The following is a 14,967-nucleotide window of genomic DNA, read 5'->3' as shown; positions in this document are numbered from 1 at the left end:
GTAGCACGCAGGAAGTTCGGCGTGGTCGGCATCGCGCTGAAATCCAGCGAGACGGGCCTGATGCAACCGCATGGGCAGCTCAAAGAAAAAGCCCCGCCGGATCGCTCCGGCGGGGCTTTTCTTTGGCCGTCAGGCGCGAGGCCTATTCGGCCTCATCACCCTTCAGCAGATAATCGCCGGCGTCGGCGTCGGTGCCGTGGGTCTCGCCCTCGACTGCCGCCAGCGGGCTGTCGCCCAGATCGTCGGCCGGATCGCGCGCCAGTTCGGCCTTGTGCTCTTCCTCGGCCGTGTTGGCGAGGATCATGGCCTCCTGCATGCGGCGGGTTGCCGCACGAAGGGCCGCGTCACGGCTGGAAGCCGCCACGCGCACGCGGTTCATGCCTGCACCAGTACCGGCCGGGATCAGGCGACCGACGATGACGTTCTCCTTGAGACCGATCAGCGAGTCCTTCTTGCCCTCGACCGCCGCCTGCGTGAGCACGCGGGTGGTTTCCTGGAACGACGCCGCCGAGATGAACGAGCGGGTCTGCAACGAGGCCTTGGTGATGCCCAGCAGCACCGGCTTGCCCACCGCAGGGCGCTTGCCCTCGGGAAGCTTGCCGTTGATCTCGGCCATTTCCTCGTAGTCGACCTGCTCGGCCGCCAGCAGCGTGGTGTCGCCGCCGTCAGTGATCTCGACCTTCTGCAGCATTTGGCGAACGATCACCTCGATGTGCTTGTCGTTGATCTTCACGCCCTGCAAGCGGTAGACTTCCTGGATTTCCGCAACCAGATATTCCGCCAGCGCTTCCACGCCGAGGACTTCCAGGATGTCGTGCGGATCGGGCGAGCCCGAAACCAGGTTGTCGCCCTTCTTGACCCAGTCGCCTTCCTGAACGTCGACGACCTTCGACTTCGGGATCAGGTACTCCACCGGATCACCCTCTTCCGGGATGATCGCGATCTTGCGCTTGGCCTTGTAGTCACGGACGAATTCGACGCGGCCGGAAACCTTGGCGATGACCGCGTTGTCCTTCGGCTTGCGAGCTTCGAACAGTTCGGCAACGCGCGGCAGACCACCGGTGATGTCGCGGGTCTTGGCAGCTTCGCGGCTGGCACGTGCGACGATGTCGCCCGCTTCGACCATCTGGCCGTCCTCGACCGAGAGCGTGGTGCCCGGAGCCAGCATGTAGCGGGCCGATTCGCCGCTCGCGTCGTCGAGAAGGGTGATGCGCGGACGCAGGTCTTCCTTCTTCTTGGCGCGGGCTGTCGAACGGTCCTCGGTGACGACGCGGCTGGTCATGCCGGTGGCGTCATCGACGTGCTCGGTCAGGGTGCGGGTGTCGATCAGGTCCTGATACTTGATGATACCCGAAGTCTCGGTGATGATCGGCAGGGTGAACGGATCCCACTCGGCCAGGCGTTCGCCCTGTTCGACCTTGGCGCCGTTCTTGTGCAGCAGCACCGTACCGTAAGGGACGCGGTGCAGTGCACGTTCGCGGCCTTCGGTGTCGAACAGCACGATCTCGCCGTTGCGAGCCAGCGACAGGGTACGGCCACGCTTGTCCACGATCGTCGGGATGTCGCGGTATTCGACATGGCCCGCGCTGATCGCTTCGAGGTGCGAGGTTTCGTTCAACTGCGCCGCACCGCCGATGTGGAAGGTACGCATGGTCAGCTGCGTGCCCGGTTCACCGATCGACTGCGCTGCGATGACGCCGACGGCTTCACCGATATTCACCGGCGTACCGCGAGCAAGGTCACGGCCGTAGCAGGTGCCGCAGACGCCTTGGGTAGCTTCGCAGATCAGCGGCGAACGGATACGCGCCGACTGCAGGCCCGTCACTTCGATCGCAGCCACGGCGGCTTCGTCGAGGAGTTGGCCCTTGGTCGCGATGACGTTGCCTTCCTTGTCGACGATGTCTTCGGCCAGGGTACGGCCCAAGATACGCTCGGCAAGCGAGGCGATCACCGAACCACCCTGCACGATCGAGCGCATTTCCAGCGCACGGTCGGTGCCGCAGTCATCGACAACGACGACGCAGTCCTGCGACACGTCGACCAGACGGCGGGTCAGGTAACCCGAGTTTGCCGTCTTGAGCGCCGTATCCGCCAGGCCCTTACGAGCACCGTGGGTCGAGTTGAAGTATTCAAGAACGGTCAGACCTTCCTTGAAGTTCGAGATGATCGGCGTTTCGATGATCTCGCCCGACGGCTTGGCCATGAGGCCGCGCATACCGGCAAGCTGCTTCATCTGCGCCGGGCTACCACGCGCACCCGAGTGGCTCATCATGTAGATCGAGTTGATCTGTGCCATGCGGCCGGTTTCGGGGTCGATCGGCTGGGCCTTGATCTCGTCCATCATGGCGTTCGCCACCTGGTCGCCGCAGCGGCTCCAGGCGTCGATCACCTTGTTGTACTTCTCCTGCTGGGTGATCAGACCGTCCTGGTACTGCTGCTCGTAGTCGGCAACCAGTTCCTTGGTCTCGTTCACGAGGGCTTCCTTCGAGTCCGGGATGATCATGTCATCCTTGCCGAAGGAGATGCCTGCCTTGAACGCGTTGCGGAAGCCCAGCGACATGATCGCGTCGGCGAACAGCACCGTGTCCTTCTGGCCGGTGTGACGGTAGACCTGATCGATGACGTCACCGATTTCCTTCTTGGTGAGAAGGCGGTTGACGACGTCGAAGGGCACCGTGTGCGACTTGGGCAGGCATTCGCCCAGCAGCATGCGGCCCGGCGTGGTTTCGAAGCGCTTCATGTACTGCTGACCGTTCTCGTCGGTCTGCGGCACGCGGGCTTCGATCTTCGAGTGCAGGGTCACCGCACCGACGTGCAGCGCCTGATGCACTTCGGCCATGTCGGCGAACTTCATGCCTTCGCCCGGCTCGCCGGTGCGATCCAGCGAGAGGTAGTAGAGGCCCAGGATCATGTCCTGCGAAGGCACGATGATCGGCTTGCCGTTTGCGGGCGAGAGGATGTTGTTGGTCGACATCATCAGCACGCGCGCTTCGAGCTGGGCTTCCAGCGAGAGCGGAACGTGGACGGCCATCTGGTCACCGTCGAAGTCGGCGTTGAAGGCCGAGCAGACGAGCGGGTGCAGCTGGATCGCCTTGCCTTCGATGAGGACCGGCTCGAACGCCTGGATGCCCAGACGGTGCAGCGTCGGCGCGCGGTTCAGCATGACCGGGTGCTCGCGAATGACTTCGTCGAGGATGTCCCAGACTTCCTTGCGTTCCTTTTCGACCCACTTCTTGGCCTGCTTCAGGGTCATCGAAAGACCCTTGGCGTCCAGACGGGCGTAGATGAACGGCTTGAACAGTTCGAGCGCCATCTTCTTGGGCAGGCCGCACTGGTGCAGCTTGAGTTCCGGGCCGGTCACGATGACCGAACGGCCCGAATAGTCGACGCGCTTGCCGAGCAGGTTCTGACGGAAGCGGCCCTGCTTGCCCTTGAGCATGTCGGACAGCGACTTCAGCGGACGCTTGTTGGCGCCGGTGATGACGCGGCCGCGGCGGCCGTTGTCGAACAGGGCGTCGACGGCTTCCTGCAGCATGCGCTTTTCGTTGCGCACGATGATGTCCGGCGCGCGCAGTTCGATCAGGCGCTTCAGGCGGTTGTTGCGGTTGATGACGCGGCGATACAGGTCGTTGAGGTCCGAAGTCGCGAAGCGGCCACCGTCCAGCGGCACCAGCGGGCGCAGTTCGGGCGGGATGACCGGCACGACGTCGAGGATCATCCACTCGGGGCGGTTGCCCGAATCGATGAACGATTCCACGACCTTGAGACGCTTGATGATCTTCTTGGGCTTGAGTTCCGACTTTGTCGTCTCAAGTTCCTGAAGCAGATCCGCGCGCTCCTGTTCGAGGTCGAGGTTCATCAGCATGTGCTTGACGGCCTCGGCGCCGATGCCGGCCGAGAAGGCGTCTTCGCCATACTCGTCCTGCGCGTCGAGCATCTCGTCTTCGGTCAGCAGCTGGTACTTCTCGAGCGGGGTCAGGCCCGGCTCGATGACGATGTAGCTCTCGAAGTACAGGACGCGCTCAAGCAGCTTGAGCTGCATGTCGAGCAGTAGGCCGATGCGCGAAGGCAGCGACTTGAGGAACCAGATGTGCGCGACCGGCGCGGCCAGTTCGATGTGGCCCATGCGCTCGCGGCGCACCTTGGTGACGGTGACTTCGACGCCGCACTTTTCGCAGACGACGCCCTTGTACTTCATGCGCTTGTACTTGCCGCACAGGCACTCGTAGTCCTTCACGGGGCCGAAGATGCGGGCGCAGAACAGGCCGTCACGCTCGGGCTTGAACGTGCGGTAGTTGATGGTTTCCGGCTTCTTGATTTCGCCGAAGGACCAGGAGCGGATGCGCTCGGGGCTCGCCAGTCCGATCTGGATCTGGTCGAACGTCTCGGGCTTGGCCATCTGGTTCGTGAACTTGGTCAGGTCGTTCATAGTTTTATCCCTCTAGAGGGTGAATTCTTGTCTGGGCGGGGAGGAGTGGGCGAGGCCGAAGCCCCGCCCTTGCATCCTTATTCCGCCGCCAGCGCCACGCCGTCGTCGTCCTCGTCGTTATCGAGCGAGGAGAGTTCGACGTTGAGACCCAGCGAGCGCATTTCCTTGACGAGAACGTTGAAGCTCTCGGGAATGCCGGCCTCGAAGGTATCGTCGCCCTTGACGATCGCTTCGTAGACCTTGGTGCGGCCGACAACGTCGTCCGACTTCACCGTCAGCATTTCCTGCAGGGTATACGCCGCGCCGTAGGCCTGGAGAGCCCAGACCTCCATCTCACCGAAGCGCTGGCCACCGAACTGCGCCTTACCACCCAGCGGCTGCTGAGTGACGAGAGAGTACGGACCGATCGAACGGGCGTGGATCTTGTCGTCGACAAGGTGGTGCAGCTTGAGCACGTACTTCATGCCCACGGTCACCTTGCGGTCGAACTTGTCGCCGGTGCGGCCGTCGAACAGGTTCACCTGGCCCGATTCATCGAGCCCGGCAAGCTTGAGCATGTCGGACACGTCCTTCTCGACCGCGCCGTCGAACACCGGCGAGCCCATCGGCACGCCCTTGCGGACGGAGTCGGCGAACTCGACGATCTGGTCGTCCGTGCGGCTTGCGATGTCTTCGGCGTAGTTGTCGCCGTAGATTTCGGTGAGCAGTTCGCGCACGGCCTCGGGCGGCTGCCCTGCGACCGGGTTCGGGTTGGCCACGCGCCATGCGTCCAGAGCTTCGCCGATGCGCTTGCCCAGGCCGCGCGCGGCCCAGCCAAGGTGTGTTTCGAAGATCTGACCCACGTTCATGCGCGAAGGCACGCCCAGCGGGTTCATGACGAAGTCGACGGGGGTGCCGTCTTCGAGGAAGGGCATGTCTTCCAGCGGCAGGATGCGGCTGATGATGCCCTTGTTGCCGTGACGGCCGGCCATCTTGTCGCCCGGCTGCAGCTTGCGCTTCACCGCGACGAAGACCTTGACCATCTTCAGGACGCCCGGAGCCAGCTCATCGCCGCGCTCCAGCTTTTCCTTGCGGTCCTCGAACTTCTCCTGGATCGCCTTGACGGTCAGGTCGTACTGGGTCTTGACCGCTTCGAGCTGGCCCTGAACGTGGTCGTCGGCGACCGCGAACTTCCACCACTCGTGACGCTCTACCTCGTCCAGCACTTCGTCGGTGATCTCGACGCCCTTCTTGAGGCCCTTGGGCGCGGCAGTCGCGACCTGGCCGAGGAGCATGTCCTTCAGACGGTTGTAAGTGGCGCGGTTGAGGATCGCACGTTCGTCCTCACGGTCCTTGGCGAGGCGTTCGATTTCCTCGTTCTGGATCGCGCGGGTACGGTCGTCGACTTCGATACCGTGGCGGTTGAAGACGCGCACATCGACGATGGTGCCCGAAACACCCGGCGGCAGGCGCAGCGAGGTGTCGCGAACGTCCGAAGCCTTTTCACCGAAGATGGCGCGCAGAAGCTTCTCTTCCGGCGTCATCGGGCTTTCGCCCTTCGGAGTGATCTTGCCGACGAGGATATCACCCGGATGCACTTCGGCGCCCACGTAGACGATGCCCGCTTCGTCGAGGTTGCGCAGGGCTTCCTCGCCGACGTTCGGGATATCGCGGGTGATGTCTTCCGGCCCCAGCTTGGTGTCGCGGGCCATCACTTCGAACTCGTCGATGTGGATCGACGTGAACACGTCGTCCTTCACGATGCGCTCGGAGATCAGGATGGAGTCTTCGTAGTTGTAGCCGTTCCAGGGCATGAACGCGACGAGCACGTTGCGGCCCAGCGCCAGTTCACCGAATTCGGTCGAGGGACCGTCTGCGATGATCGTGCCGGCTTCGACCAGCTCGCCAACCTTCACCAGCGGACGCTGGTTAATGCAGGTGGACTGGTTGGAACGTTCGAACTTCTGGAGGCGATAGATGTCGACGCCCGACTTGCCGGGTTCGATATCGCCCGAAGCGCGGATGACGATACGGGTCGCGTCGACCTGGTCGACGATGCCCGCGCGCAGGGCCGAGATCGCAGCGCCCGAATCGCGCGCGACGGTCTCTTCCATGCCGGTGCCGACGTAAGGCGCGTCGGCCTTAACGAGCGGCACGGCCTGACGCTGCATGTTCGAGCCCATGAGGGCGCGGTTGGCGTCGTCGTTTTCGAGGAACGGAATGAGCGAGGCTGCGACCGAGACGAGCTGCTTGGGCGAAACGTCCATCAGCGTGATCTGGTCGCGCGGGCTCATCACGAATTCGCCGTTCTGGCGAGCCGAGACGAGTTCTTCCACGAACGAGCCGTCAGTGTTCAGCTCAGCCGAAGCCTGCGCAACGGTGTGCTTCTGCTCTTCCATTGCCGAAAGGTAGACGACGTCCTTCGTCACCTTGCCCTCGTTGACCTTGCGGTACGGGGTTTCGATGAAGCCGTACTTGTTGACGCGTGCGAAGGTCGACAGCGAGTTGATCAGACCGATGTTCGGGCCTTCCGGCGTTTCGATCGGGCAGATGCGGCCGTAGTGGGTCGGGTGAACGTCGCGGACTTCGAAGCCGGCGCGCTCACGGGTCAGACCGCCCGGCCCAAGTGCCGAAACGCGGCGCTTGTGGGTGACTTCCGACAGCGGGTTGGTCTGGTCCATGAACTGCGAGAGCTGCGAGGAACCGAAGAACTCGCGAACGGCGGCCACGGCAGGCTTGGCGTTGATGAGGTCGTTCGGCATGACCGTCGACACGTCCACCGACGACATGCGCTCCTTCACGGCGCGCTCCATGCGCAGCAGGCCGACGCGGTACTGGTTTTCCAGAAGCTCGCCCACCGAACGCACGCGGCGGTTGCCGAGGTTGTCGATGTCGTCGATTTCGCCCTTGCCGTCCTTCAGGCCGACAAGCTCCTTCACCACGGCGAGGATGTCCTCGACGCGCAAAGTGGTGACGGTGTCCTCGGCATCAAGGCCAAGGCGCATGTTCATCTTGACGCGGCCCACGGCCGACAGATCATAGCGGTCAGCGTCGAAGAACAGACCGTCGAACAGAGCTTCGGCGGTTTCCTTCGTCGGCGGCTCGCCCGGACGCATGACCTTGTAGATCGCCTCCAGGCCCATGTCGCGACCTTCGGCCTTGTCGGCCTTCATGGTGTTGCGGATCCAGGGGCCGGTGTTGATCTCGTCGATGTCGAGCAGGTCGATCTGGTCGAAGCCCGCCGCGTCAAGCGCTTCGAGGTTTTCCGGCGTCACTTCGTCGCCGGCTTCGATGTAGATGCGGCCGGTCGACTCGTCGATCAGGTCCTTGGCGGAATAGCGGCCGAAGATTTCCTCGGTCGGCAGCAGCAGTTCTTCCAGACCGTCCTTCTGCGCCTTGTTGGCGGCGCGGGGGCTGATCTTGGTGCCGGCGGGGAACACGACTTCGCCCGATTTCGCATCGACGATGTCGAAGGTCGGCTTCGCACCGCGCCATGCCTCGGCTGCGTAAGGCAGCTGCCAGCCGCCGGTGCCGCGCTTCCACGACATGGTGGCGTAGAAGTGATCGAGGATCGCTTCGCTGTCGAGGCCTAGGGCATAGAGCAGCGAAGTGACGGGCAGCTTGCGCTTGCGGTCGATACGGACGTTGACGATGTCCTTGGCGTCGAACTCGAAGTCCAGCCAGGAACCGCGGTACGGGATCACGCGGGCAGCGAAGAGGTACTTGCCCGAAGCGTGAGTCTTGCCACGGTCATGGTCGAACAGGACGCCCGGCGAACGGTGCATCTGCGAGACGATGACGCGCTCGGTGCCGTTGATGAAGAAGGTGCCGTTCTCCGTCATCAGGGGCATGTCGCCCATGTAGACGTCCTGCTCCTTGATATCGAGCACCGAACGGGTTTCGGTTTCGGCATCGACTTCGAACACGATCAGGCGCAGCGTGACCTTCATCGGCGCGGCATACGTGATGCCGCGCTGGCGGCATTCGGTCACGTCGTACTTGGGGTCTTCCAGCTCGTAGTGGACGAAGTCCAGTTCGCTGGTGCCCGCGAAGTCGCGGATCGGGAACACCGAGCGCAGGGTCTTCTCGAGGCCCGAAACGTAGCCGATCGACGGGTCCGAGCGCAGGAACTGCTCGTAGCTTTCGCGCTGGACTTCGATCAGGTTGGGCATCTGGACGACTTCGTGGATGTCGCCGAAGATCTTGCGGATGCGCTTCTTTGCAGTGCGCACCAGCGGGGTGGTGTCGATGGGCTTGGTGGCCATGAGCTGGTCTTTGCCTCTTCGTGTGAGGGCCGAGTCGAAAAGACCACGACCTTCGTAAAAATTCGTCGTCGCGAGTGACGGTCACCTGCCCGAAAGCAGGCCATCCGGAACGCAAGAAAGGCCGCTCGGCACGCGGATTCCCTTGGATTGGGTTTCCATGCGGCCTGCAGCCTTCCACGTCGGATGAAATCCCGATCGCCTCCTTCCTTGGCGTGTCCCCGCGCATGGACATGCCTTGCTCGAAGCGGTCGAGCGAACGCGCCATATAGAAGTCGGCTTAAAGGGTGTCAAACGGCAAGGAGGCAATGCGCCCGCGTTAATCTGGCGTAAATCGGGGAAAGCTGCGAGACGCTCTCGCAGCGCGGCGCAAGCTTCGGTTCGTCGTATTCCAGAACTCGGCCCGCCCCGTATTCCGCAGTTGCGAACGGTCTTTCCAGCGTTGAGCGCATTGTTTTCTGCATGAGAAACATTGCTGTCCCCCGCTCGCCCGGCGCCCTGACTGCGATTGCCGCCGTCCTCGCGCTTTCCGCAATCCCGGCCTTTGCGCAGGAGATGGAGCCGCCGCAGGACAATGCATCGGCGCAAGCCGCACCGCCTGCGGTGACGCCGACGCTCACGCTGCCGCCCGAATCCATTGCGCCGACGAACGTTCTGAGCGGCTCCGAGACGACCGCCGGCACATCTCCGCAGCCTTCGTCCCCTACGACGCAGCAGACGGTCTTGCTGCCAGACGTGCCGCCTCCGGCGACGCCTTCCGAAGCGGCGGCTCCGGCCCGCAGCGGGCCAAGTCAAGCGGCAGCGCCCCGCGCCGAGGCTGGGCCGACGATGGCCCCAGAACAAACCTTGGCCGCGCAGCCCAACGTGCCGACTGCGCAGAACAGCGGATCGTCAGCCAATGGCGCCTTGGCGCAAGGTTCGGTGCCACCCGCCGCACCTGCCCCCGCGCGTGACGTAAGCGCTCCGACGGCTCAGCCATCAGTGGCCCCGGCACCGGTGGCCAGTACCGCCGACCGGTTTCCGATAGCGGAGGTCGCCGGAATTCTGGCCGCGCTGGGAGTGGCGGCACTTGGTATCTTTGCGATGCGTCGCCGTCGCAGCGAGCCGGTCTATGAAGAAGCCGATTACCCTCCCCCTTCGCTTGAACCGGCGCGCACTCCAGCGGCCGCAGCAGAGGCGGCGGTGCCGGTAGTTCGTGAACCGAGCCACGCAACGTCGGCGACGGCCGGGAATTCCGCCACCGCCATCCTGGCGGCATCGCCTTTGCCGCAGAGCCCTGAGGAGCGTTACGAGCTGCTCGATGCCATGGCGGCTGCCGCTCCGGACGAAGGCAACCCCTTCACGTCGCGCAAGGGACGGTTGCGCCGCGCGCGGCTCCAGCTTCAGCATCGCGAACATGAGGAGGCCAGCGGTCGGACAAGGCCATTCGATTTCCGTACTTACAGGCCCACAGTGAAGGATGCCGTGTCATCAGAGCCTGCAGCGCGCCGGGAAACTGCTGAAGTCTGAATTTCGAGAAGGCTTGCCAGCCGGCTGTCACGCCCGGTGGCCAGCCTGCGACGGGGAGGGGCGGTTCCGCAAGGGCCGCCCCTTTTCATATCCTGTCCCCGTGCAGAGCAGCTTGACTTCGCTGCGCCGATCCGCCATTGGCCCGCTCCGACTGATGGGGTGATTCCCGTCTGTCATCCGTCCGAGACCGCTGCCGAGGGTTACCCTCTTAATCTGCAGCCTAGACGGGGACAAGGAAATCACCCGGCCTGCACTCCTTAGGAGAGTGGCGCCAACTTCGTGTAAGGACCTTAGTGTCTGGCACGAAACTCCTTCCCCTTCGACGGACTCGCCCGAGGTGCTTTGGCACCCTGGACAATACGTAGCCGGCTACGGGGGCTCGCCTTTCGTAGCCATTGTGAAGGAGTATGGCATGGATCGTTCGCAGAAAGCCGAATCGGTCGCCTCGCTCAACGCGGTTTTCGCAGAGGCCGGCGCGGTGGTCGTCACCCGCAACCTCGGCATGACGGTGGCTCAGTCCACCGCCCTGCGCGGAAAGATGCGTGATGCAGGCGCGACCTACAAGGTTGCGAAGAACCGTCTTGCCAAGCTTGCTATCGCGGACACCGACTACGTCGGTATCGGCGACTTCCTGACCGGCCCGACCGCGATCGCCTCTTCGGTGGATCCTGTCGCAGCTGCAAAGGCCGTTGTCGACTTCGCCAAGACGACCGACAAGATCGAGATCGTCGGCGGCGCGATGGGTTCGCAGGTTCTGACCCCCGAAGGTGTCAAGGCTCTCGCCTCGATGCCCTCGCTCGACGAACTGCGCGCCAAGCTCATCGGCCTTGTTCAGGCTCCGGCGACGAAGATCGCCCAGCTGCAGACCGCTCCGGCGGCAAAGCTGGCCCGCGTTTTCGCTGCCTACGCCGACAAGGCTGCTTGAGCTTAAGCCCCAAGCGATTTCTAGTCGGGTTCGCCCGGCAGCTCGGAAATCGCGGAAGGCCAAGCCAAAGCAACACGTTTCTTACGATTTATTCCACCGCCGGGCATGAGGCCCACGGTGGACCACAGATCAGGAGTTATAATCATGGCCGATATCGCCAAGCTTGTTGAAGAACTGTCGCAGCTCACCGTTCTGGAAGCCGCTGACCTCGCCAAGGCCCTCGAAGAAGCATGGGGCGTTTCCGCCGCTGCTGCTGTTGCTGTTGCTGCTCCGGCAGCTGGTGGCGACGCTGGCGCCGCTGCTGAAGAAAAGACCGAATTCGACGTGATCCTCACCGGCGACGGTGGCAAGAAGATCAACGTCATCAAGGAAGTCCGCGCCATCACCGGTCTGGGCCTGGCTGAAGCCAAGGCTCTGGTCGAAGGCGCTCCGAAGCCCGTCAAGGAAGGCGCTTCGAAGGCTGAAGCCGAAGAAATCAAGAAGAAGATCGAAGAAGCCGGCGGCACCGTCGAGCTCAAGTAATCTTCTTCCCGGTTCGCCCTCCATCAGGAAGCGGGCCGAGTTGATAACGGAAAGGGCGGTGCCGCAAGGCGCCGCCCTTTTTGCATGCAAGTCCTGTAATCGTGCGTTCAGCTTTCGGAGGGCAGCTTCGGGCTCGCAAAGGGTCGAGTCACGAAGGAGAACATCCCCAATGCGAATGCCCCCCAGAACGTATCTTGTCGGTGCCGCCGTGCTCGCCCTGCTTGCTGCCGGAGCGGCAGAAGCTGCCGGCACGCAGTCTCACACGATGAAGGTCGATGCACCCGACGGCACCGTCGTCCACGTCCGGTATAGCGGCGATGTGGCGCCCCAAGTCCAGTTCTTGCCCGCCGACGCCCAGCAGCAGGTGTCGCAGCAAGCCGACATGCCGGTTATGGCTGATCCTTTCGCGCATATGGCGCAGGTTTCTGCAATGATGGACGCGCAGATGAATGCGATGATGCAGCGCGCGGCGCTCATGCAAGCGCAGGTTGCGCAGGTTCACAGCCAGATGCAGCAACATGCGGTGGCGGCAGACGCGGGCGCGGCGTCTATTCCCGGCCTCATGATGGTTGGTGACGTCCCCAAGGGGGCTCGCGTAAGTTATTATTCGTCCAGTACGGACGCCAATGGCTGCACCCGCTCGGTTTCCTACAGTTCGGACGGTTCCGGCGCGCAGCCGAAGATGACGCAGGCCGCATCCGACGGCTGCGATGCGGCAAAGGCTCCCTCACAGGCAATTCCAGCCAAGGCTGAGGCCCCGGCAGAGCAGGCGCCGCCGCCCGGCCGCAAGGTCTGATCTCCAACGCCAACTCCCGCGGCGTCCACGCCCCCGGACGTCGATCGGCAGGGCCTTGCGCACGGGAGCGCGCAAGGCCCTTTCGCTTATCTAGCTTTGATGAAGTACACTTGTCGGGCTGACCCACAGGGTGCGCGGTTTGCGGTGCGCGATCAGCCATTGGTCGCTGCGGCACTGCAGGCGGTCGAGGTAAAAGCCGTTGTGATCGATTCCCGCAGCGCTCGTCACCAGCCAGTAAGTCCGCGCGGTGGCCTCATCCGGTCCGCCGAACTCGACATGGCAGGTGGTCAGGTGGTGGCTGACGAAACCGGGCGCGCCATTTGCGGGCGGGGGGATCACCGATGGCGCAGTCATCCAGGCGTGGATCGCTTCGCGCCCCGTTATCGTCTGATGCGCCAGTTCCAGCACGCCGTCCGTCGTAAAGCATTCGGCATAGGTGCGGGCCTTGCGGGCGTCCCCAGCCTGCGTGCAGCGGGCCAGATGCTGCTGGATCTCGGCAAGGGCATGAACCTGAGCGGGGGTCACTTCAGCGTTTCGAGGTAATCAATGATGGCCTTTCGCTTCTGCGCGTCCGGCACGGGAAGCACCATTCGGGTGCCGGGAACCATCTTCATGGGCCCCTGCAGCCAGGTGTCCAGGCTCTGACGATCCCAGGTGATGCCTGAATTCTTCAGCGCCGGGCTGAATGCGAAGCCCTCTACCGCGCCGGCTTTTGATCCGACGACACCATGCAGCGTCGGACCGATACCGTTCTGCCCGGCCTGCGTCGAGTGGCAGGAACGGCAGGTGGCAAAGGCCATCGGCGCCGGGTCTGTCACAGCGTCAGTCGTCGCAGCAGCGCCGGGGAGAGCGGCCGATCCGTTGGCGGACGCGGCGGATGTCTGCTCCGGTGCCTTGTCTCCGCAGCCTGCTAGCGTTGCGGTAAGGGCGAAGACGCCGATGATCGCGATCTGCTTCATGCGGGCGGGGTTAATACATCGGCCCGGTCCTTTAAAGGCCCGGATGAAATCGCTTCCCCTCTTCACGGGCAGCATCTATCGCGCAGTCGATGCGGGAGAGTACAAGAAACCACCCCTTGCGCGACGAATTGCGCGCGACCCTGCGGCTTGCCGGGCCGCTGGCGCTTGCCAACATGCTGCAGATGGCGGTTTTCGCCGTCGACGTGATCTTCGTGGCGCGATTGGGCCAAGAGGCGCTTGCGGCATCCAGCCTTGCCGTGGCGATCATCGCGGTGGTGATGATGGGGCTCAACGGCGTTACCGGGGCCGTGGCTCCGCTGATCGCGGCGGAGATCGGACGCAAACGCAATTCGGTACGCGAAGTGCGCCGCTCGGTACGCATGGCGTTGTGGCTGGCGATCGCGCTGGGTCTGGGCGCGGTTATGATCTGCTTCTTCGGAGAGTGGATCATGCTGTTGACGGGGCAGAATCCAAGGGTTTCCGCTCTTGCGGGGCACTTCATCCGGGTCGCCTCGCTGGCGCTGGTGCCGATGGCTATCGCCAACGTGCTGCGCACTTTCGTGTCCGCTCTGGGCAGGCCAATGTTCGCCACGGTGATCACGGCCTTGTCGATCCTCGTCAACGTGCTGGGCAACTATGCCCTTGTGTTCGGCAACCTGGGCATGCCCGCGCTGGGGCTTACCGGCTCTGCTTTGGCGAGTGCGATCACCACCAGCACGACCGCGCTGGCCTATGTCGCGGTGATCCGCGCCAATCGCAACTTCCGCCGCTATCACATCTTTGGACGGTTCTGGCGGCCCGAATGGCAACGGCTGGTGCAGATGCTGCGGCTTGGCCTGCCTATTTCCGCGACGCTCATTGCCGAAGGCGGGTTATTTTCCGGCGCGGCGTTCCTGATGGGCCTGGTGGGAGAGACCGAACTGGCTGCCCATACCGTCGCGCTGCAGATCGCTGCCTTCGCTTTTCAGGTGCCTTTCGGAATCGGACAGGCGGCGACGATTCGCGTCGGCTATCATTATGGAGCGGGCAACCGCGCGGCGATCGGCCATGCGGGCTGGGCGGCGCTGGGCATCGGCATCGCCTTCGTGTGCCTTTCCGCGCTGGCGATGCTGGCAATTCCCCGCACGATCATTGCCGCTTATGTCGATATCTCGGACCCGGCGAATGCGGCGATGGTGGTGCTGGCGGTGAAGTACCTGTTCGTGGCGGCGGTCTTCCAACTGACCGACGGCATTCAAGCCATAGCCGCGGGAGTGCTGCGCGGGGTACAGGACACGCGCATTCCCGCCGTGATCGCCATCGTCGGCTACTGGCTGGCGGGCTTCGCGACCTCGGTTGCGCTGGGCCTGTTCACGTCGCTGAGAGGCGTCGGCGTGTGGATCGGGCTGGCTGTGGGGCTGACCGTCGCGGCGATCTTGCTGCTCGGCCGTTGGCACTGGCGCGGGCGGTTCGGCCTTGTGCCGGAGCAGCCTGCCCCTATCTCCGCGACTGCTGCATCTGCGCCGGTCGCCTCGCTGTCATAAGACGATCACCTTGGCGGCGCACCAGTTCGCCGAGCGGTTATCGATGGGGCGAATTTTTTCTGC

Annotated in this window: 9 protein-coding genes; 5 read left to right on the top strand and 4 right to left on the bottom strand. The window is 63.6% G+C overall.

Annotated features, from left to right (window positions below):
• Positions 1–142: 142 nt before the first annotated feature.
• Entirely contained in the window at positions 143–4,429 is a 4,287-nt protein-coding gene (rpoC, locus tag A8V01_RS15590) for a DNA-directed RNA polymerase subunit beta' (RefSeq protein WP_103096735.1), read from the bottom strand.
• A gap of 77 nt (positions 4,430–4,506) precedes the next feature.
• Positions 4,507–8,673: a DNA-directed RNA polymerase subunit beta gene (gene rpoB, locus A8V01_RS15585; protein ID WP_103096734.1), complete on the bottom strand. Its 4,167-nt coding sequence runs from the start codon at positions 8,671–8,673 to the stop codon at positions 4,507–4,509.
• A 459-nt stretch (positions 8,674–9,132) separates the two neighbouring features.
• On the opposite strand from rpoB, the gene A8V01_RS15580 reads away from it, so the two are divergent.
• The 4 genes from A8V01_RS15580 (at position 9,133) to A8V01_RS15565 (ending at position 12,422) form a co-directional block, all read left to right on the top strand.
• Positions 9,133–10,179 (top strand): hypothetical protein, encoded by a 1,047-nt coding sequence (locus A8V01_RS15580; protein ID WP_103096733.1) that lies wholly within the window; start codon positions 9,133–9,135, stop codon positions 10,177–10,179.
• A 412-nt stretch (positions 10,180–10,591) separates the two neighbouring features.
• Positions 10,592–11,104: a 50S ribosomal protein L10 gene (gene rplJ, locus A8V01_RS15575; protein ID WP_103096732.1), complete on the top strand. Its 513-nt coding sequence runs from the start codon at positions 10,592–10,594 to the stop codon at positions 11,102–11,104.
• A gap of 144 nt (positions 11,105–11,248) precedes the next feature.
• Entirely contained in the window at positions 11,249–11,626 is a 378-nt protein-coding gene (gene rplL / locus A8V01_RS15570) for a 50S ribosomal protein L7/L12 (RefSeq protein WP_103096731.1), read from the top strand.
• Positions 11,627–11,795: 169 nt separating this feature from the next.
• Positions 11,796–12,422: a hypothetical protein gene (locus A8V01_RS15565; protein ID WP_103096730.1), complete on the top strand. Its 627-nt coding sequence runs from the start codon at positions 11,796–11,798 to the stop codon at positions 12,420–12,422.
• Between the two features lie 90 nt (positions 12,423–12,512).
• On the opposite strand, the gene A8V01_RS15560 is transcribed toward A8V01_RS15565, so the two are convergent.
• Together A8V01_RS15560 and A8V01_RS15555 are read right to left on the bottom strand one after the other, a co-directional pair.
• Entirely contained in the window at positions 12,513–12,947 is a 435-nt protein-coding gene (locus A8V01_RS15560) for a nuclear transport factor 2 family protein (protein ID WP_103096729.1), read from the bottom strand.
• The gene (locus A8V01_RS15555; protein WP_103096728.1) at positions 12,944–13,381 is read right to left on the bottom strand and encodes a c-type cytochrome; all 438 of its coding nucleotides are present in this window, start codon (positions 13,379–13,381) and stop codon (positions 12,944–12,946) included. Before A8V01_RS15555 ends, A8V01_RS15560 begins: the two co-directional genes overlap by 4 nt.
• Before the next feature lie 89 nt (positions 13,382–13,470).
• Here A8V01_RS15555 and A8V01_RS15550 point away from each other — a divergent pair, with 89 nt between their 5' ends.
• Positions 13,471–14,904 (top strand): MATE family efflux transporter, encoded by a 1,434-nt coding sequence (locus A8V01_RS15550; protein ID WP_103096727.1) that lies wholly within the window; start codon positions 13,471–13,473, stop codon positions 14,902–14,904.
• Positions 14,905–14,967 lie beyond the last annotated feature (63 nt).

It is taken from the genome of Novosphingobium guangzhouense (genome assembly GCF_002896965.1).
GTDB lineage: Bacteria > Pseudomonadota > Alphaproteobacteria > Sphingomonadales > Sphingomonadaceae > Novosphingobium > Novosphingobium guangzhouense.
Note: the sequence above shows the minus strand (reverse complement) of the source record. Positions and strands in the feature narration are given on the sequence as shown.